At 41.9% G+C, this 20,855-nt stretch carries 18 protein-coding genes; 9 read left to right on the top strand and 9 right to left on the bottom strand.

Going from position 1 to position 20,855, the window contains the following annotated elements:
- Positions 1–91 precede the first annotated feature (91 nt).
- From ED312_RS22345 to ED312_RS22330, 4 genes are all read right to left on the bottom strand, one after another.
- Positions 92–1,279, bottom strand: a complete 1,188-nt coding sequence (locus ED312_RS22345) for a DUF4932 domain-containing protein (RefSeq protein ID WP_123218241.1) — start codon at positions 1,277–1,279, stop codon at positions 92–94.
- A gap of 388 nt (positions 1,280–1,667) precedes the next feature.
- Positions 1,668–4,142 (bottom strand): outer membrane beta-barrel family protein, encoded by a 2,475-nt coding sequence (locus ED312_RS22340; protein WP_123218240.1) that lies wholly within the window; start codon positions 4,140–4,142, stop codon positions 1,668–1,670.
- An 84-nt stretch (positions 4,143–4,226) separates the two neighbouring features.
- A complete protein-coding gene (locus ED312_RS22335) occupies positions 4,227–5,045 on the bottom strand; it encodes an AraC family transcriptional regulator (protein WP_123218239.1) in 819 nt (272 codons plus the stop codon).
- Between the two features lie 319 nt (positions 5,046–5,364).
- Entirely contained in the window at positions 5,365–9,855 is a 4,491-nt protein-coding gene (locus ED312_RS22330) for an ATP-binding cassette domain-containing protein (protein WP_123218238.1), read from the bottom strand.
- 228 nt (positions 9,856–10,083) lie between these two features.
- On the opposite strand from ED312_RS22330, the gene ED312_RS22325 reads away from it, so the two are divergent.
- The 3 genes from ED312_RS22325 to ED312_RS22315 all read left to right on the top strand — a co-directional run bounded on the left by ED312_RS22325 (position 10,084) and on the right by ED312_RS22315 (position 11,511).
- Positions 10,084–10,410 (top strand): ArsR/SmtB family transcription factor, encoded by a 327-nt coding sequence (locus ED312_RS22325; protein WP_123218237.1) that lies wholly within the window; start codon positions 10,084–10,086, stop codon positions 10,408–10,410.
- Between the two features lies 1 nt (position 10,411).
- A complete protein-coding gene (locus ED312_RS22320) occupies positions 10,412–10,861 on the top strand; it encodes an SRPBCC domain-containing protein (protein WP_170164603.1) in 450 nt (149 codons plus the stop codon).
- Between the two features lie 74 nt (positions 10,862–10,935).
- Positions 10,936–11,511, top strand: coding sequence for a dihydrofolate reductase family protein (locus tag ED312_RS22315; protein ID WP_123218235.1), 576 nt, complete (start codon positions 10,936–10,938; stop codon positions 11,509–11,511).
- 343 nt (positions 11,512–11,854) lie between these two features.
- On the opposite strand, the gene ED312_RS22310 is transcribed toward ED312_RS22315, so the two are convergent.
- The 3 genes from ED312_RS22310 to ED312_RS22300 all read right to left on the bottom strand — a co-directional run bounded on the left by ED312_RS22310 (position 11,855) and on the right by ED312_RS22300 (position 14,409).
- Positions 11,855–12,055 carry a hypothetical protein gene (locus ED312_RS22310; protein ID WP_123218234.1) on the bottom strand — a complete coding sequence of 67 codons (201 nt, stop codon included), beginning with the start codon at positions 12,053–12,055 and terminating at the stop codon, positions 11,855–11,857.
- Positions 12,056–12,071: 16 nt separating this feature from the next.
- On the bottom strand, positions 12,072–13,226 hold the full coding sequence (locus ED312_RS22305; RefSeq protein WP_123218233.1) for a baeRF7 domain-containing protein: 1,155 nt from the start codon (positions 13,224–13,226) through the stop codon (positions 12,072–12,074).
- A 292-nt stretch (positions 13,227–13,518) separates the two neighbouring features.
- On the bottom strand, positions 13,519–14,409 hold the full coding sequence (locus tag ED312_RS22300; RefSeq protein ID WP_123218232.1) for a LysR family transcriptional regulator: 891 nt from the start codon (positions 14,407–14,409) through the stop codon (positions 13,519–13,521).
- A gap of 136 nt (positions 14,410–14,545) precedes the next feature.
- On the opposite strand from ED312_RS22300, the gene ED312_RS22295 reads away from it, so the two are divergent.
- The 3 genes from ED312_RS22295 (at position 14,546) to ED312_RS22285 (ending at position 16,916) form a co-directional block, all read left to right on the top strand.
- Positions 14,546–14,938, top strand: a complete 393-nt coding sequence (locus ED312_RS22295; RefSeq protein WP_123218231.1) for a rhodanese-like domain-containing protein — start codon at positions 14,546–14,548, stop codon at positions 14,936–14,938.
- Positions 14,939–14,949: 11 nt separating this feature from the next.
- Positions 14,950–15,393: a GNAT family N-acetyltransferase gene (locus tag ED312_RS22290; RefSeq protein ID WP_123218230.1), complete on the top strand. Its 444-nt coding sequence runs from the start codon at positions 14,950–14,952 to the stop codon at positions 15,391–15,393.
- Between the two features lie 518 nt (positions 15,394–15,911).
- The gene (locus ED312_RS22285) at positions 15,912–16,916 is read left to right on the top strand and encodes a terpene synthase family protein (RefSeq protein WP_148044353.1); all 1,005 of its coding nucleotides are present in this window, start codon (positions 15,912–15,914) and stop codon (positions 16,914–16,916) included.
- Between the two features lie 172 nt (positions 16,917–17,088).
- On the opposite strand, the gene ED312_RS22280 is transcribed toward ED312_RS22285, so the two are convergent.
- Entirely contained in the window at positions 17,089–17,445 is a 357-nt protein-coding gene (locus tag ED312_RS22280; protein WP_123218228.1) for a winged helix-turn-helix transcriptional regulator, read from the bottom strand.
- 110 nt (positions 17,446–17,555) lie between these two features.
- On the opposite strand from ED312_RS22280, the gene ED312_RS22275 reads away from it, so the two are divergent.
- Positions 17,556–18,302: an SDR family NAD(P)-dependent oxidoreductase gene (locus ED312_RS22275; protein ID WP_123218227.1), complete on the top strand. Its 747-nt coding sequence runs from the start codon at positions 17,556–17,558 to the stop codon at positions 18,300–18,302.
- A 135-nt stretch (positions 18,303–18,437) separates the two neighbouring features.
- Here ED312_RS22275 and ED312_RS22270 read toward each other — a convergent pair whose 3' ends face one another.
- On the bottom strand, positions 18,438–18,773 hold the full coding sequence (locus ED312_RS22270; RefSeq protein WP_206363303.1) for a 3D domain-containing protein: 336 nt from the start codon (positions 18,771–18,773) through the stop codon (positions 18,438–18,440).
- A 643-nt stretch (positions 18,774–19,416) separates the two neighbouring features.
- On the opposite strand from ED312_RS22270, the gene arr reads away from it, so the two are divergent.
- Together arr and ED312_RS22260 are read left to right on the top strand one after the other, a co-directional pair.
- The gene (arr, locus tag ED312_RS24540; RefSeq protein WP_394342891.1) at positions 19,417–19,830 is read left to right on the top strand and encodes an NAD(+)--rifampin ADP-ribosyltransferase; all 414 of its coding nucleotides are present in this window, start codon (positions 19,417–19,419) and stop codon (positions 19,828–19,830) included.
- Positions 19,831–20,131: 301 nt separating this feature from the next.
- Positions 20,132–20,818 (top strand): Fic family protein, encoded by a 687-nt coding sequence (locus ED312_RS22260; RefSeq protein ID WP_240643173.1) that lies wholly within the window; start codon positions 20,132–20,134, stop codon positions 20,816–20,818.
- Positions 20,819–20,855: the final 37 nt, after the last annotated feature.

Below are 20,855 nucleotides of genomic sequence, written 5' to 3'. Positions count from 1 at the left end.
AAACGAGGGCCCATCGCAGCTTTGACTGTGCCTAAACTGAGTTTAGTACGGATGACCAGTTTTTTTGATATGGTATCCTTTTTTAAATTAATTAATTCAACTGTTTATCTACAAAATCAACATCATTTTCTCCAAACACCGATAAAAGTTCAGGCAAGTAGTCTTTCCACATCGGGTATTGCTCCCTATTGTTTTCGAACTCCATGATTTTCTTTTCCAGCTGTGGAAGAAAAATAAATTTTTCCTGTTTTATATGATAATTGCGTAAAAATTCTGCCCTGGATTTGTCCTCTTGAATTTCGGCAATCCTGATCTCTCCGAGTCTGACCAGGTTCTCTATAACATACACATGCCAACTCTGTACCCCTTTCGATTCCATTTCTTTTTTTAGCCTATCCGTAAACAAGTACGAATAATTATCAATTTGTTCTCGGTAAGGTTCAAGTTCTGAATTGACAAAAGAATGCCCGAATTCGTGTATAGTTAATGTTCTGGCTCTCGGTTGATAATCATAACCAAACTGGTGATATGCCTGATCTGAAGATCCTACAGGGACCTGTACATATGGGCTCATGATCTCGTAGACCGTTTTTTCGCCTTCATTTACTACCATTGCTCCTATTCCCCGGCCTTCATTTTCTTCTATCGGCCATATCATCATTGGGCTTACCAAAGCAATATATTTTTCCCGGGCATCACCATAGTAAGCTTCCATGGCATCGGTAAAGCCCTTCGGTATATGAGATCTGACCTCGTTTATCGCGCCTTCATAAAAATCCGAATTCCTTTGATAAAATTCTCCAATATTTTCTGTCCGGTAAAAATTATAAAGCGATTGTATATAATTGGAAATTATTTTCTCTAAGTACGTTCTTTGCGCGGTGTCAAGGTCTTCTTGAGCGTATTTGAAGTCACCCGGAGGTTTTGACAATCTGAATTCAGGCTGTTCTAATAAAATACCCATCATAAAGTCGTTTCCATATCCAAAACTTCCCAATGTATCATTCAACCCGGCCGTTTCAATAGCTATTTTATGATTGGATAGCTTTCCGAAATCTGTCAATGCCCTTGCAACTATGGGTTGGTATTCTCTGCAGGTTTTTAGTTTATATTCTTCCCATGATCTGTTTTTGTTTCTATGGCTGATTGACAATATTTCTGCAAGAAAATATGTTTCTATATTTTCGTTAAAACCCACATCAAATTTATCGCGTTGTCGTTTTTCTGTTTTGCAAGAAAAACATGAGATAAGAATTCCTAAAATTATTAGTTTTTGCATCGAACTTGGTTTTATGCTCTAATAAAACAGACGCTAATTCTTGTGAAATAGTTGCCTGAATCGAATTCCCGTTATTTTACGTATTCCTAAAATTACAAAAACTTTCCAGATTCGGGTACCCGCAACTGGTCCTCGTTTGAGCCCAGCAGAAACGAGGGCTTATCACAGCTTTAACTGTGCTCAGCACAGGCCTTCATCTGAAGATGGGAGCCTTTTTTCTTAGCCATTATTCGCGTTAAATAATTTGTACTGGACAACACTTTTAACACACCGGATTTCCTTTCATATCTGAATTTGGAAAAAACCAAAAAACCTTGTAAAACAACCACTTTACAAGGCCTTTCCGTACTTGGGACGGGATTTTCTCTTTTTTTACGGTATACAGATATTAGAACTCTTTTTTACCAAATTCGCTATCAATAAATCTGGATTTATTATTACCTGTTTTTATTACATAGGATAGATTTAATACCACCATATCCACCTCATATATATAATTTGTAGTGGTATAAAACCGATGCGGGCCGGAAGTGGTTATTCGTTGTTCATTGGTCTTGAATAATCCCATGTCTATATTAAGCCACTGAAGTGTGGCTTTCAACCTGTCCCCGAGAAATGATTTCTGAAGGGTCAGATTGGGGGAATAAAACCGGGAATCTTCGCCTTGTGCTGTTACCCTGTCTGATAAGTAATTAAAATTAAACTGGATCGAAGCAGTCTTCCAAAACTCATACGTGGAATTTATGTTAAATGAATAAATCGTAGAGGTTGTGTTAACAGGCCTGCCGTCAAAGGTCCCTTTTAATTTATAGTGATTCAGGTTTCCGCCAATAAAATTACTCCATTTTTCTGTAATGTTGAACTGAGAACCAATTTCAATCCCCCAGGTTTTAGCATTTCCGACATTGGAATAAATTCTGTTTAAAATGGTATCGTTGTACACGGTGTTTACCCTGTTCACTACATTTTTAACATGGCGGTAGTAGCCGTTAGCGTAAATATTACTTCCGTGATTGAGATCCTTAGTAATACCGATCTCCATAAGGTCAATAAATTCAGGTTTGAGCGTTGGGTCTCCCTGTTCTAAAGTTTCCGAGTGTTCTCTTTCCGGAAAAGGGTTCATTTTAAAGGTTGTAGTCCTCTCAATACGTTTACTATACGCGGCTTTAATATCTGTACTTTCATTTAAACTATACTGAAGGCTTGCCGACGGAAACAATTTTACGAAGTCATAACTGTACGTAGTATCGATAGCACCCGTCTTATCTTTCAGGTCGTACTCACGGTTCATGGCTTCCAGTCGTACACCTGCACTGTATTGCCACTTATTCTCAGTATTTCCCAGCTGTATATAACCGGAGTGTATATTTCTTTTAAGGTCGGCATCACTCGAAAATTCCGGGACCAATTCAAATTCACCCGTATCGTTATTTTGCCTTTCATACACAAAATCTCCTGTATGATTTAAACCCCTGTACTGATAACCGATCTCCAGGGTCCCGAACGATAAAGGCTTAAAATCATAATCCAGTTGTAGCCTTGTTCCATGCAAAGGGTTGTCATTGGTGTTGTATTCATCCTGGTAAACAACAGAAGTGTCCGGATATCCCAGGTTCTGATTTACCGTAGGCCCCCCTAACAAGGTATATTCATACAGTACGGACCCCGATAATCTGGATTCGTCATTAAAGGTATGGTTATAATCAAGACTCCCTAAAATAAAGTCTCCTTTCCTGGTACGCAGGTTGTGGTTGAAATACTGGAAAGTATATATTCTGTCTCCTCCTTCTGCGGGAGTAATGGCATGATTATCGTAATACACAATATCCGCTAACCGGTCTTTGGTACGTTTCCCCCCGTAGAACCCGAATGAGAAGTTATTATTTTCGTTCAGATTATAATCTACCGTAAGGCGGCCATTATAGCTTATTTCGTCAAAACTCCGCTCCCCGGCAGATGGGAAACGCGTTAGTGTATCGTTGTTTATGGTATACACATCACCCTCGCGTCGCCCTCCGAGATCGTTTCTTTGATAACTGGCCCCAACAGACACGTTCCAACGATCATTTCTTATATTATACGTAAAATCTCCACCATAACGCCTGTGCGGGTCTTCATTCCCGTAGGTTTCGATCGAAGGAAAACCTCCTTTGATATTGACCTGTGCAAAAGAACCATTCAGCGCTCCTTTTTTGGTAAGAATGTTTATAATCCCCGCTTTTCCTTCCGGGTCGTACTTAGCGGAAGGGGCGGTAATGACTTCAACGCTTTCTATGGCATTGGCAGGAAGTTGACCTATAAATGTCGCAGGATCGCTCTGTAAGGGTTTCCCGTTTAATAAGACTACAAAACCGGTGGTGCCGCGTACACTTATTTCCCCCTGGCCATTAATATTAACTGCGGGAAGGTTCCGGATGACATCTGCCCCGGAACCACCCTGTGTACTGTTAAATTGACTGGTTTCAAACACCTGCCGGTCAATTTTACTGATCATTGATTTTTTGTTCGCCTGAACAACAACTTCCGAGAGCTGGTTTCCCAGCATGAGCTGAATAGTTCCGAGATCCCTGTTATTCTTTTGTTTATCAATAACAATGTTATTTATGTACTTGGGTTCAAACCCAATAAATGAAGCCTTTAAAAAGAATTTCCCTTTTTTCAGACCGGAAATTTCAAAATTTCCGTCAACGTCTGTTACCACACCGCCAACCAGGGAGCTATCCTGCTGTTGATAAACAGCAGCAGTGGCATATTCCAGAGGGGTATTGGCATCATCTACAATTTTACCACTAACCTGCGATTTGACATATATACAATAGAAAAAAGAGAGAAATACTAAATACGGTGTTTTGAAACTTCTCATGTCTGTAATTTAAAATTGCAACGCCATCAAAAGTACCTTTTCAAGGTTGCGAAAAATGGTGTAAGTGAAAATTAAATGGTTGTTTTAGTACTCCTGGTCTATTTTTTTGTATTTAAGCGGGGTTAACCCGGTATGTCTTTTAAAGTATTTGATAAAATTGGAAGTGTCCTGAAAACCTAATTTATAAGCAATGTCAGAAACCGCAAAATCTGTGTAAACAAGTAAATATTTAACTTCTTTTATAATATGCTGTGCAATAACTTCTGAGGCCGTCTGATTAAATATTTTTTTACACAGGCTATTTAAGTTTTGAGGGGTCATATTCAATTTCCCGGCATAATGCCCGACATTAATTTTAAGATCTGCCGGGATCATATTTAAGAACAGTAAACCTAAATTCTGATTATTACCATTCAAACGATTCGTACAATCAATTAAATACATCAATATAACATTGAAAATCCCTTCAAAGATCTCTGTTTTAGGATTAAATTCTTCAAATTCATTGCACAATGCCTTAAAAAGGTTTTCCAGTTGTTCGGCTTTTTCAGAAGGAACGCTTAATTTGTTAATCCCGTTCAGTTGAAGAAGCCTCGCATTTATAGATTTATCTTTGGTCGTGTTCAGATAAGATTCCTTGATAATAATTACATAGCCCCGGGGCACTGCATCTATCTCCCAGTGATGTACCTGATTTTTAGTGATAAAAAAAAGAACCGGGGGTTCGATCTTATAATTTTTCAGATCCAGGAAATGATACCCCTCCCCTCCTGTAAAAAAGACGATCTCCAGGTACTTATTATGTTTATGAGGCTTTGTGTAACGCTTATTTACATCGAATTTTGCTACTTTAACATCAGATAAAGTGCTTGTTTTATCAACAACAGGGATATCTTCTTTCATAATGACTATCAAAGTATACTTTCAAAAGTAATAAATGAATTCTGTTTTGACCGGGGGGTGTTATATTATTAACAGACTGCAAGGCAATTGCTTATACACCTCCGCCACCGCTGGTCTGTATTTGGGACACAGCAGAAACAAGGGCCTATCATATTAGAGCGTTTACTTCGACACTTCGATAGACTCAGTACAGGTATAACGCACCATAAAGGAGCATTACTCCCGATAAGAATATCGGGATGCCGGATAAAATGGGTTCTCGTTGCAAACGATCACCGGATGGTGTGCTTATTGCAGCTGACCTTTTCAGTTCATTACCTCACTCCAGCACCACACCAACGCCTATCTTTTCCAGTAAATACGGATTATGGTCTATTACTAAAAGATCATTGTGCACGCTTAGCTGCTGCAATACCTCGTACAACAGATCTATATCGGCATAATGCAATCCTATGCCGGGTTCGTCTAATATCAACAATTGATCTTTCGTTTTGTTTTGCAGCCAATGGAACAACAACAAACGTTGTTTCTCCCCGGAAGAAAGTGATTTTACCGTTTGGTCGAGCCGTACATGAGAAAGCCCTATATCGCTTAATGCCTGTAATTGTTGCACCGCTTTGGTTGTGCCGGTATAAGGAGCGATCCAGTCTGACAATTCCGTAAGGTTCAGTGCCAGGATATCTGCAATGTGTTTTCCGCCTATGGTATGTGCCAGAATAGCTTTTTGATAGCGTTTTCCCTCGCATACATCACAAATTTCAATATGCTTTGCAGCTACATCCAGGCTCGTGGCTACGACACCACTTCCCTGACAATATGTACACTGACTCGTTTTGGTCTTATACGAAAAGGCTGCGGCCTTACCCCCTGTTTCCTTCGCAAATACCCTGGTGATCACGTTTAACAGATCTAAATAGGCGACCAGCAACGTACTGTTATAGGCTTGTAATTTTTTAGGTTCGAAATAATGTATGCCCTGGTATGGCTTCGGAAAATCAATATGCGTGCAATATACGGGCCGATGCTGCTGTAAACTTGGCATGATAACCTCTTTTACCAAAGTGGTCTTCCCGATACCCGACTTACCTGTTATGGCTGTAATACCACCTGCCGGAATATCGATTTCAGTTTTTTTCAGACTGTGACGCTCTATTTCTTCTATATGAATATGTGCTGTTCCCTGCCGAAGGCGTACTGTGCTGCTTTCTGTTTTTATATAAGGATGACATACTTCTGAAGCCCGGTAAGCGGCCGCACTTCCCTGGAAGGTAATTGCTCCCCCCATGCTCCCTGCTTTCGGACCTATCTGCACCACATGATCGGCCGCCAGCATAATGTCTTTGTGATGCTCAATGACAATGACCGTATTGCCTTTGGCTACAAGCGTTTTCAGCAAAGCGATCAGGTCCGGTATATTGTTTTGTGATAAGCCGGCCGAAGGTTCGTCCAGCAAATAGGTTACCCCCTGTAACGGACTGTTCAATTGTTTGATGAGCGAAACCCGCTGCTGTTCGCCGCCACTCAAAGTACCCGACTTCCGGTTGAGGTGTAAATGGTCTATATGCAACTGACGCGCCCGCTCCAGGGTATGTTGCAGATGCGCATGTAATTTTGCTGTCAATTCGGCATCAACAGCATCTTTGGGCTGACTATTTACCAACCATACTTCAAACGCCTGTAAACTCATCGCTTTCAGGTCGCGCATGGAATTGCCGCCCAGGGTAACCGTTAAACGTTCGGGTTGTAACCCGCTGCCCTGGCAATGGCTGCAAACTTCCGGGGCGAACAAGGCACGTAAATGCTGAATATTCTTGTTCTTCCGGGTCAGGAAATATTCGTCCGTCAAATACGCAAACAGGCCTTTCCACACCATCTTTACCTGTTGGGTCCCTGCCCGTGACCTGGTTTTGAAAGTCCAGGTCGTTTCCCAGGTCTTCTCCGGGATTCCTTGAAAGATCACGGCCCGTTGCTCGCGGGTCAATGCCTTAAAAGGCGTTTGCAAACTAAAACCATACGCCTTCCCTATTTCACTTACAATGGCCATATACTGCCCGCCTGCCTGCCCGTAGTAATACAAGGCCTTGTTGTGCTCAAAAAGTCCGTCGGCAATGCTCAGGTTTTCATTCAGCACTATTTTAGACAGATCCGGAAGTAATTCCTCTCCCACGCCATCGCAAACACCGCATTTCCCCAATTCGTGTGCATTCGAAAAATGACTGGCCGACCATTCCCGGCCTTCGTATTGTGCTTTACGCGAAAAGGCAAAACGTAAACTTTTATCAATACCGGTTTGCCCGGCTACATCCGAACGCCCGGAAAACTGCTGATCTTTCCGGGTGATACAAATGCCGGGCGTCAACCCGGAGATATGGTCTACTTCAAACTGGTAGTCAATACCTACCCTGTTTTGTTGATAGCTTGAAAATTGTTTGCTCATTTCCTGTAATCCGTAGCCGTGCAGGGTATCGATGACCAAAGAAGATTTTCCCGATCCCGAAATTCCCGTAACCACCGTGAGCTGTTGTTTAGGCAACGTAATATCAATGTCTTTCAACACATGGGTCCGTGCGCCTTTAATACGAATGGCGTCAGTAGCTGATTGTTCGGGAATACGTTCGCTTACCGCAGCTATATTTTCGGCATTATTTACCCATACATCACAACCCGACTGAAACAAAGTGTGATTCTCAAAACATACGATCCCCGAAGTTTCGTGTTTCAACTGGTGCAAGGCCTCTAACAGTTGTACTACATTTTGCCGGTGCAGCCCGATACTCGGTTCTTCCAACAATAAGACGGTCTGTTTGGCAGGCTTCGCAAAATGCTTGGTGAGTTTAATACGCTGTGCTTCGCCTCCGCTTAATGTGTTGGACGGTTGCCCGAGTTTGATATATCCCAATCCCAGACGCAGCATCAACGCCAGGATTCCGGATAATTTTTTTTCATGCCTAAAGAAATCATACGCTTCTGCTATACTGAGATCATAAATTTCTGCGATGTTCTTATGATTCCAGTATGCCCGGAGTACTTCCGGCTTAAAACGTTTTCCGTTACACTCGGGGCAGGTTTGATTAACGGTTCCCATCACACTCATCGAAAGGGTAATAACCCCTGCGCCTTCACAACGGGGGCAACGTCCTGCCTTGTTATTAAAAGAAAAGGCACTTTTCTTTAATTGCAATGTCCCGGCTTCACCGGTTTTTGCCAGCAGGTCCCGGATCTTATCGGCCATTCCCGTATAGGTCGCCGGGTTGCTGCGCGGCGTTTTCCCTATCGGCTGATCGGATACCGTGAGTAATTGCAGTGCCTGTTCTTCGCTATAGGCTTTGATCGCTTCCAGTACAGCAGCTGTTTTCCGGCTTACTACCGATAACCTTTGTGCTGCCGGTCGGAAGTCCGCTTCCGAAAGCTGTTGTCGTTCGCTGTTCGAATGTTGTGCGGGAGAACGCAATTCAGCCAATGTGGGGCTCGCTATACCTTCTGCCTGAAGAAAGTCTGTCCGCTTACCGTTAAAGATCACCTCTCCGCCGTGAATCCCGGCTTTCGGGCCTAATTCTACGATCCAGTCCGCTTTCCGGATCAGATCCAGATCGTGCTCTACGACCATTACGGTATTTCCACGGCTGATCAAACGCCGTAAAATGCCGTACAAATGCTGCTGATAGGCCGGTGACAATCCGATGGAAGGTTCGTCAAAAACATATAAGATGCCCTGTAAATTACTGTTTACCTGCTTAACGAGTTTGATGCGTTGTCCGTCTCCACTGGAAATATCCGTGCTCGGCGTACTCAAACGGTAATGGTCCATCCCCAACCGGATCAAATCGTATAACGGGGTGCACAATTTATCTACCAGCACCTGTTCTCCTGCCTGGTACTTTTCTGCCCGGAGTTTATCGTACAATTCCTGTAAAGGCAACGCCATCCACTCCTGAAAATTCAATCCTTTCCATCGATACTTCAAATGTTGAGCCTTAATACGTGCACCCCGGCAACCCGGGCAGGGTTTAGCACTTGTAAACCGGAGAATACTCGGGTTTCGATCTAACCGGAGAATATTGCTCATAATAGGCAAGATCCCCTTGTAATAACCGATCTCACGGGGTTTCGCCTTAAAACCCTCCCAACGCAGGCGCGATTCCAGGCTGTGCTTTCCGTAGTACACCTGTATGCGTTCACTACCGTTCCAGATCACCTCCTGTTGTTCGGGAGTCAGGTCTTTCCACGGAATATCAACACTAAACCCATGGGCTTCACACACCTTGTTCAACTCCTCGACGGTAACCTGCGAATACACGATATAGCCGTTGGGCAAGGTGGTTACAATGGCTCCTTCCCGTAACGTTTTGGTTTCATCGCCCACCAGTTTAGCAATATCGATATATTCGGCCTCGCCTATCCCGCGGCATTCCTCACAGGCGCCTTTGGGATGATTGAATGAAAACAAAGACTTACTCATGCTTTCTGCCGCGGAATACCGGGCGAACAAAATCCGGAAGACGGGCGTCAGCTCGGATAAGGTGCCAAACGTAGCGTTGATCGACTGGAAACGCCTGGATTGCTCTACCTTGATCACCGGCGGAAGCCCGGCTATATCATCTACCGAAGCTGTTGGTATCGAAGCTGCATTTTGCTGATTGTAAGCCGGCAAACTCTCTAAAAAATACCGATAGCCTTCGTTCCCGATCACGCCCATAGCCAGGGAAGATTTCCCCGAACCGGAAAGTCCCGTAACCACAATTAACTGGTTTTCCGGGATGGTTAAAGTTATATTTTTAAGATTGTTTTGGTAGGCGTTTTGAATGCGCATGTAGAACTTTCTTTTGCAATAGAGGTGCCAAAGGTACTAAGATTTTGAGTGCTGAAAAGGATATTACATTTTCAGTTCTGCTACCCCTGAATAATATTCGCAACTGGTTCAAAACTTTAAAACCTCATCCCGCTTCTCTTTCTGCCCATGACAAATACAACTTTAAGCAAGCAATAACTTGCATATTAAATTGGCAAGCATTAACTTGCGCAATATATTCAATCACTTATGAGAAGAGATGTATACCAGGCGATAGCCGACCCTACCCGAAGGCAGATATTAATGTCACTGACCGGGGAAAGAAAAAAAGTAAATGCATTGGCAGCGCAATTTGACATGACAAGGCAGGCCGTATCCCTGCACGTTAAATTTCTTCAGGAATGCGGGGTCATAAGCATTGAACAGGAAGGGCGGGAACGCTATTGCTGCCTGGAGGCACAAAAACTTTCGGAAGTGGCCGATTGGCTTGAGCCATTCAGGACACTGTGGAATAAACGACTTGACAGGCTGGATAACCTCCTGGATGAACTACAAGGAAAAAACAAAAAAAGATAAAATGGAAGACATCAGTAAAAGAACCATGGAAATAACCAGGACATTCGAGGCTCCTGTTGAACTGGTCTGGGAAGTCCTGACAACCCCTGAATATATCAAAAACTGGTGGGGACCGGAGGGCTTTACCAATACCATTCGGAAAATGGAGGTAAAAGAAGGCGGTACCTGGGATTTTACCATGCATGGTCCGGACGGTACGGACTTTGTCAATTTTTATCACTACCTGGAAGTGAAACCCCTGGAAAAGATAGTCATGGAACACAGGCAACATCCGAAGTTTATCATTATCGTACAGCTCTTTTCAGAAGGCGACCATACCAAAGTCGTCTGGCAAAATGTTTTTGACTCTGTTCCTACCAAAGAAGAAGCAATAAGGGCATTCAAAGCAGATATCGGCCTTGTGCAGAACATGGAACGGCTTTCACAATATTTAAAACAGCACCGGGGGTGAGACTCAGAACTCGTCTTGAGTTCTCAATAAACGGATCAACCCAACTTATTCTGCAATAATTAAAATAGTACCATATGAGAAAAATAATTTCATTTATGCACATATCGCTTGACGGCTTTGTAGCAGGACCAAACGGAGAAATGGACTGGATTAAAGTGGACCAGGAACTTTTTGAATATGCCGGTAAGCGAATAAGTAAAGGCAACACTGCTTTATACGGGCGGGTAACATACCAGATGATGGAAAATTACTGGCCTGCCGCAGGAGACAAGCCAGCAGCAACCAAACACGACATTGAACATTCTGCATGGTACAACAAAATTCACAAGGTTGTTCTGTCAAAAACAATAGAAAATACGGGTTTAACCAATACAACAATTATCAGTGACAACCTCCCGGACAGCATTAATGAAATAAAGCAACAGGCCGGTGAAAACATCCTGCTTTTCGGCAGCCCTACTGCGACGCATTCGCTTATTCAGCAGGACCTGATTGACGGCTACTGGCTATTTGTTAACCCGATTATCCTGGGGCAGGGTATTCCGTTGTTTACGGATGTCAAAGACAAGATAAAACTAAAACTACTGCCCACCACCCGGCAATTTACAAGCGGGGTCACCGAACTGAATTACACCGTGGACAGGCCATAACAACAAACCGTTAATACATGGTATAGTGCATGCGGGTTTCGGTGGTTTGCAAGCGTTTGCTGCTTGTAAAAGGCTGGTGCAAACGGACAGAAATCACTCCCCGCTCTCTGAAGTGCATTCAAAAAAGAAATCGGCCAATAAGGGCGTAATATGATAAAACACAGGGAAACCCTTAGCCGGGCAAAGCCACATAACCACTACGCCAAAGAGTTATTTGTAAAATCTGGCATCTATTTGCAAATACACAGGATATAGACCACATCACAATGGTACAATTTCAGAGTACCGCTATTTTTTATCATTATACGACGATACAAAGTCTTTACACAGGGAAACAAACCTGTTACATCATGGCGTAGCGGAACAAGACTGTGATACGGGTAAACAGTTTATATGTGGCACATATGGAAAACGTTTTTGCCAGGAACAAACCTGTTACACGGCGAAACAAAACCGAAATCCCGATTCCCGTTTTCCGGCCTTTTACCACCACCTTGGAGAGAGGGTTCATTCTTTCCTTGACCTCCAGGGTTTGGAGATCCATTGAACGACAAAGACATTTAATATCTATACAGTGCATTTACTTTTGCATGCGGATCTGGCATATTCTCCTTCTCCGTTACATAGACCTTACCGCCATTCAAAAATGTACTGATGGCCGCTTTGTTCAATAAGGATACATTGGAGGGCAGCAGGGCGTTATCTACCCGGACATGCCTTGTTTTCGGTTCGTAAACACCCCGGATATCTTCCTTGTCCTGCAGGAACAGGGTATCTACCCTTCCATCTATTGCAGCGGGTACCACCTTTTGTATTTCGGAAGATGTTTTGCCGGTACCGTTCTGTTGTTTGAAGAGTTCCTTTTTTTCCTTGCGTTCCCTGTCAAAAATGGGTTCCATTTTTTTCCAGGCCAGCCTCTGCAACATAGATTCGTCCGCCTCCGAAAGATTACAAACAATATGATCGTCCAAAAGATGGGTATAGGTGTTCGCTTTTTGGTATATGGGGAACAGAAAATCCTGGCATGCCACGATCATGGGGCTGTTTTCATCGGCTATCAAGGTCATCAGGCCCTTATCTATAGCCGTAAAGTACCTTGCGATCTCGTCCTTGCGATCGCGGTCCCCTGCCCCATGGCCGTGAAAAGTAGCCTCGCCGTGGCCCTCTTGCTGGCTTCTGAACTGTAGGTTTTTCTGTTCGTAGTCGTACCCTACCCGGTCTTCCAGGCGGGAAGGAACCACGTCTTCAATGACCAGCTCCGTACTACTGTAGCGGGTCTGTTTGTAGAGTTTCACCTTTTCCAATTCCAGGGAAAGTACAAAAAAGGAACCATCCCCCGTGAAAATGGGTAATAAGGGCATGAGATAAAAACTGTTGCCCACATGGCTGAGCGGTTTAAATGCAATAGGAAGGGAATATTTCTTAAAAATCCCATCGGTCAGAAACAGGGCCAGGCCCTCCGACCGGTGCCGCCAAAATCCGCTATCGTCCATCAATTCCCGGATTGGCGCGACTATATCCTCAATCTCTTGCCCGCTCAATTCCTCTTGTTCCAATTTGGCCTTGACCTCCTTCAATTGGTTTTTCAGCAATAGCACATCCTGTCGTTGTAAGACTTCTTTCCCTGTCCTGTGGGTGGGAATGAAAATAGAAATGCAGCATGTATTGTATATGCTGTCCAATTCTTCGATATCCTTTTTGGTGATTAAATCCATTTCCAATATAGTTTACGAAGTTTCCGTACGGAATTCTTCCTGGGTTCACTTAAAGATAATGATAATTTGATTTTTAGAAAAAGATTCGGGCGAGTAAGACATGCCGATCTTACAAATTTAAGAAGACTTTAATATTTTGAAGATCTGGTATTTACCATTTTTACAGGCCATGACCGAAGCCTTCCCAAAAAACCGTCTGACTACATATACATATGCCAACGATACCGCATTCACGACTTTTGATAAAAAAAGAGGAACTGTGTATATTTATGTGCTAGCTGAAAGCAAAAGATCATTTCTTTGAAAATTCTTCTTCAAAATTGGAAATAAAGTCATTGATATATTTTTTGTCTTTGTCCGATTTGCGAAAAACCAGATGGTGCGTCCTTTTTAACCCGTTTTTTCCAATTCGCTTGAACTCCAAATCGTCTGACAATTTAAAGGGAGCCAATGCCCATTTGGGCATACACATAATTCCCATATTGGCATCAACCATTTCCAAAGCAACCTCGGTCAAAGGAATAGCCGAAATTTTTAACGGAGTAATTTTATACGGTTTTAAAAACCGGTCGTAGACTGAGACGGTTTCTATAGGGAAAGAATGGATGATTAAATGTACATCAGAAAAATCATTCGCATCTACAAATTCAACCTTACTCAAAGGATTTTCTTTATGAACAACTGCAAAAATCTCGTCTTCATAAACTTCTGTACTTAACAAGGCCTCGTTTACGGGCTTTTGCGTAACAACGGCTATATCTATCTCGTTTGACAAAATTTTTGAAATGGGCTGGTGCGTCGCCTCGAGTATTAAATCAACAGCTATATCAGGATATAAAAGCCCCATTTTTTGAATAAAAACAGAAAGCCCCTGGTAAAAACTATAACACTCCGTACTTACTTTTATAGTTCCGACTGAACCGGTTCTCAATTTTTCGATATTTCGAAATCCTTTTTCAATACTGTCAAAAATCGAGTTGCCCAATCTATAAAGTTCAGTACCTTCTTCCGTTAGTTGCCATTTATTCCGCTTTCTATGAAATACCTTAAATCCCAAACGTTCTTCCAGTTCCCTTAATTGATGGCTCAAAGCAGATTGTGTTAAAAACAGTTTATCAGCGGAATTGGCAATACTGCCTTCTTCTTCGATTGCTTTTATAAGTCTGAAATATTTGATTTCCATAGGTTACAAAATTAACAATTTGCCCCCTTGTTCAACCTGAAAATTTTTCATCTCAAGTTTTAAAACCCTCAATTTCAAGATTTGAAAAACCGGTCCTTAGCTAATTAATTTTGACAAAAATAAAATCATAGAAGCTATGCAAAAACAAATTGAATTTTACGAAAACAAACTTGCTTACGAAATGGACCCCTCAGATTTATACGATGCATTTGAGAAGAGTACGGAATACATTGCAGTAGATACAAGGCAAGCATTCGGGTATGAAAAAGAACATATCCCTACGGCAATTAATCTCCCGCATAGAGAAATGACGAAAGAAACAACAAAACACCTGGATAAGTCTAAGATTTATGTTTGCTATTGTGATGGAATTGGTTGCAATGCTTCTACCAAAGGTGCTTTAAAAATGACCAGGTTAGGATTTAAGGTTAAAGAATTGATGGGCGGAATCGAATGGTGGAAATTTGACGGTTATGCAACAGAGGGAACTCAACCCAACAAAGGTTCCATGTTTGAATGTGCTTGTTAAAACAATACCGGATGAACATAAGATTTGCCAAAAAAAAAGATTTGCCCCAAATTGTTGATCTATGTAAGCAACATGCTGAATATGAACATTCTGAATATAACAAAAAGGACAAAGAAAAGTTGCTGTACGAGTCCGTCTTCGGGGAATTTCCCGCCTTAAAGTGTTTAGTAGTCGTAAGGAAAAACATCATTGTTGGGTATGCAACCTATATGAAACAGTTTTCAACCTGGGAGGCAAGTTCTTATATCTATCTTGACTGTCTCTTCCTCATAGAAGAAACACGCGGGCAAGGGTTGGGAACAATCCTGATGGAGAAGATCAAAGAATGCGCAAAAATTGAAAATTGTAACCGTATACAATGGCAAACACCCGACTTTAATAAGAAAGCAATCCGGTTTTATCAAAAGATCGGGGGAATTTCCAAAACAAAAGAAAGGTTTTGTATGAATATTTGAGTGAGGAAAAGCCGGCAGCCGGCAATCTAGAAACGCAACAGCGGTTTGAGTACCAACTTGAACCGCTATTTTATTAAAAAATTGCATCTTCATGACAGGACACCTCTGTGAAGGGCTGTCAGCACTATATTTCTCACTTAAACCGCTTTTTATAGCTTTCACTTCTAAAAATATAACAATATACCGCGGGTTTATACCATGATATGATATATGCTCCGTTGAAATCTCCCTGAAGAGACTTACAGGAAAAATTGCCGTAGTCCAATTCAAGTAAAAGGTCTTAAAAGAAGGCACTCTTGTTGAGAATTCAGGCTGCTAAGTCGCAAACTTCAGAGCAAGTTATTTTTTCAAAATTCTTTGTAAAATTTATCAATAACATAAAAATTTTCGGTAATTTTATATATAGAAATAACTGACATAAAGTTTAGTTTGAAACTGAAATTCAGCCCTTTCATTTACTGATTTTTTTTTCCAAAAACTTCGCTTTTTATAACCAACTTACATTAATGCAATACATTATGAAACCCGAAGAATACAACTCAGGGGATTACCTCCCGCTAAACTATTATCCATGGCCTAACCTTGTGAATCCCCACATAGAACAGATGGGTAAAGATATGGATACGTGGATTGACAACGACTATACATTTCTAACGGAAATTCAAAAAATAAGATATAAGAAGATGCGTCTGCATGCCTGTACGGCCTGTATGTGGCCTCACTTAACATACGATCAGGTTATTCCTTGTAACCGGTTTATGCTCCAGTATGTTGTACTCGATGACCAGATAGAACACTCATCTCCTCAAGAAATCGAACACCTGAGAATGCGTTGTACGGCAATCCTCCGGGGAGAGCAACCAACACCGCAAGAAAATGCGTTGTACCGGCATATGGCATTGCTCAGGGATGAGTTTAAAGCTTTCATGCCCGGAATATGGATGGAACGTTTTATTGATTATTTTTATATTACCATCCGGTATGGTATCGAACTCGAACATCCGTATAAAGTAGCCAACCGCCCTCCTTCTCTCGCACTTTTTAAAGTCCTTCGCGAATATAATGTGCTGATGCTTCCTTATCTGACTTTCGGGGAGATAGAATCAGGACTTATTTTGCCAGAACACATTATAGAACATCCGGTAGTCAAACGGATGATTACTTTACTCGTAAGGATTATCGCATGGCAAAATGATATCCATTCCCTGCCGAAGGAATTGGCGAAGGGCACTGAGATTTTTAACCTGGTCCTTGTGCTGCAACAGGAATACCAGCTTTCATTGGAAGATGCCAGCGCTGAGGCTCTGCGTATTCATAATGAAGATCTGGCTGAATTGCTTGCTTTACATAAAGAGTATCGTGAGTTCGGTGAATACCAGGCACATGTGGATCAATTTTTGTACTATTCCGGAATCGGAATTCAAGGGGTTAATACTTTTTACCTGCAGGAAACGGAACGTTACAAGCATGGCGGAACCGGATTTGCCTGGCCGGATGCCGCATCGAAAAATAGCCTTATTTAATATCTGAAGTGTTCTCTGGCGCTGTGAATGTCTCCATCTGACTGACGTTAATCGGGCGTTGTGCTAAACTTTAAAGGCAGTTCTGCTATTGACTTCTTCGGTCAGCTCCTCCTTTCCTGACTTTCAGAAAAAAATCATCACCCCCGGGCAGCCGTTCAGACTTACCAACAAACTATTTTTCGATGATCTTCTTGCGATGTGCAATTCCCCATTCCGTAAGGTTGTCAATTATGGTTTTCAGCGTTAAACCGTGTTCAGTAAGCTGATACTGAACAGTTACAGGTTGCGTGTCTAAAACGGTTCGTTTGATCAACTTGTTTATTTCGAGTTCCTTTAGTTCTTTGCTCAACATCCTGTTGGAAATTCCGGCCACGTCATTCAGAATATCCGAAAACCGCCTTTTGTTGTAAAAGCAAATAGACGAAATAATTGATATTTTCCATTTTCCACTCAACACATCCATTGAATCCTGAACGGCCCTCATTTCTTTCTTGTGTTCCTGCCCGAAATCTTTTGTCTGACACTTCATAATGTTACTTTGTTACACCGATGTTACTGTTATTTTCAGGAACAAAGTTACTAAAAGTAACTTACTACAGTTACCTTTGATCCTGCTAAACAAAAAAGAAATTTTAAAAAATGGATTTTACAAACAAAAATGTAGTCATCACAGGGGGTAGTACAGGAATCGGATTTGCGACCGCAAAAGCATTTATCAACGCAGGAGCAAGCGTTTGGATAACAAGCAGAAGTGCCGAAAACCTGCAAAAAGCAGCGGCAAAAATCAACAGTCCGAAACTAAAAACGGTAGTTTCGGATATTTCCGATTTGGCAGGAATTGCAGTTTTGGAAAAAGCAGTTGCAGAAAGCGGAAACAAAGTGGATATTCTTTTTCTAAACGCAGGAATTGCCTTGTTTACACCCATTGAGCAAGTAACGGAAGCCGACTTTGACGCGCAATTCAACACGAATGTAAAAGGTTATTTCTTTGCATTGCAAAAACTTATCCCGCATTTGGCAAACGGAGCATCGGTGCTGTTCACTTCATCAACGGTTGCTACAACATCCCAAATGTACGGAAGTGTATATTCTGCAACCAAAGGTGCTGTAAATAAAATTGCCCAGGTTGCTGCAAACGAATTGGCAGACCGCAAGATCAGGGTGAACATCGTAAGTCCCGGGCCAACACAAACCGAAGGCTTTGATAAAGCCGTTCCTGCTGATGAAGTTAAAAAACAATTTGCTACAACTACGGCTTTGCAGAGATTGGGAAATCCTGATGAAATTGCAAAAGCGGTGTTGTTCCTGGCTTCCGACAACGCAAGTTTCATTACAGGAACAGAATTATTAGTGGACGGTGGTTATATCGGCTATGCACTGAAATAACCTGGCAACAATGACTGTTTAGACAAAAGCCACAGACAGACACACAATCATCTGTGGCTTTTGCTTTTTACACGACTGTATTCAACAGACAAACAGAACAAGCAAGCGAAAAGCCCCACCCTCGTACCCTCTCTCTTAATGGTTAGGCGTAAAGGTGATGGTCACTTTTCGTTTTCCCCATCGGCGGGCGGCTTTTACGTCCTGCCCCATATAGATGTCTATTTTTTTCCTCCAGCGTCTGTTCATCTTGTCTTTCACTATATAAACGCCGTCCAGACCTTCTATTTTAACTTCTGTGTTGTGGTCAAGGCCCATCTTTATCAAATCGCGCGAAACAGCAATCGACTTCATCCCCGGCTCTAACTTATCACCCCAGGCAGTTACTGCAGGGCCTCCTGTCCCGGTTTGGCTCTTAACAGAATTATAGGCCATGGCCGTAACCTCCAGGGTAATGGTTTGCTGGGGAGGCATGTTGTTAGTGAAACCGGAAAGGACAACTACGGCTACCAGAGTGATCAGGGACCATAAAAATTTTAAGCCGTTTTTATAAAGAGGTTTCACAATTGTACACATGTATTTTTAACGGTTTCCTGTTTAATTTATTTTCCTTTTCCCAACTGACCCTCATCTGAGCACCTCAGAAACAAGGACGCAGGGAGAATAAACAGGCCTCAAAAAGAGGAATTGTGTATATTTATCTTAGCTATCGTTCCGAAATACTTTTAATAGTCTCGCAGACAGCTAAATTGATATTATAACAATTAACGAGCAAAATAATCAGAAAATGGAATTTACCCCGAACAATCATGTTGTTAAACGCTGCCTCCAAGGTATGGAAATGGAAGAAAAAGGCAAACCTGAAGAAGCGGCCAGGCTGTTTCATCAAGCCTGGGACGAAGCGACAAACGATTTTGAAAAATTTATTGCAACTCATTATGTAGCACGACATCAAAAAAATGTTTCCGACAAATTAAACTGGCTCGAAACATCCTTGCAGTTCGCCTTAAAAATAAATAACGATACTGTTAAGAGTGCTTTCCCTGCTCTGTATTTAAATATTGCCAAATGCTATGAGGAGCTAAAAGAACCCGAAAAGGCAAAGGAGAATTATGATTTGGCAGCTTCGTTTAAGGATAATCCGTCCGACAAAGGCCCTTTTTATCATGGAACGAAAGCAGACTTGCAGGTTGGCGATTTGCTGACAGCAGGGGGCAGTTCCAATTACAAAGCCGACCTGAAAATGAACCACATTTATTTCACGGCCCTGGTGAATGGTGCGGGACTTGCTGCCGCATTAGCTAAAAGCGATGGACGTGAACGTGTTTATATCATTGAACCGACAGGAAATTTTGAAAATGACCCTAATGTCACCGACAAAAAATTTCCAGGCAATCCTTCACGCTCATATCGCTCCCGGGCACCATTAAAAATTACTGGCGAAGTAACAGATTGGGTGAGACAGACACCTGAGGAACTCCAAAAATGGCGCCAAAAGCTGGCCAATAACAAAGGGGAGATTATTAATTAATTTTTCATGATGCCTGTACCCTGCAAACTATGGCAAATACGGACCTGGAATTCTATTATAATAAAACCCGGCTGGTCCCGCGGAAATAAGGACCTTTTATAAAAAGCATTGAAAATGCCGGATTAAAAGGGGGCTTGTTATAAATAAGCTCCGGATGGAATTGTATTAAGCGTTCTTGCAACAAGAAATGTGTTAGTGCAAAAAAAACAGGCTATTTTGCAATAAGAAATAGGTTAGTGCAAAAAAATAGGTTATTTTGCACTAAGGAACAGGTTAATGCAATTTTCAATACTTTCTGAACATGCAAAATTTTAAAGCAGGAAATTATGTCTCCCAGGGATACTATAAAAGCTTCCAACCAGGACTTATAAACAGGCCATGGGAACTGGTGGATATGGAAATTCTTCACTTACTTTCAAAAGCAGACAGGCACCTGGGAAGATTGGATATGTATAGTGAACATATTCCGGATATAGACCTGTTTATCAGCATGCATGTTTTGAAGGAAGCCACCCAAAGTAGTAAAATAGAGGGCACCCAAACAAATATGGAAGAAGCTTTATTGGAGAAAGAAGATGTTAGCCATGAAAAGCGTGATGATTGGGAAGAAGTTCGAAATTATATTTCGGCAATGCATAAAGCCATTCAAATGTTAGAAAAGATCCCTTTTTCGAGTCGGCTTATAAAAGAAACTCATAAAATATTATTACAAGGTGTACGTGGAGAACATAAACTGCCCGGCACCTTTCGAACAAGTCAAAACTGGATAGGCGGTGCTTCTATTAATGATGCTGTATTTATCCCTCCTATCCATTCAAGTATTGCCGAACTTATGAGCGATATAGAAAAGTTTGCTCATAATGAGGCATTGTTTTTTCCAGATCTTTTAAAGATAGCTGTTATCCACTATCAGTTTGAAACCATACACCCATTTCTTGATGGTAATGGTCGCGTTGGTCGTTTATTAATTAACGTGAATAATGTTTAAGCGGCCAGTAAAAGTTGACCATTATTATTTTTATTAG

The organism is Sinomicrobium pectinilyticum (assembly GCF_003725735.1).
Lineage (GTDB): Bacteria > Bacteroidota > Bacteroidia > Flavobacteriales > Flavobacteriaceae > Sinomicrobium > Sinomicrobium pectinilyticum.
The sequence above is the reverse complement of the archived record's forward strand: the minus strand, read 5'-3'. Positions and strand labels throughout refer to the sequence as shown.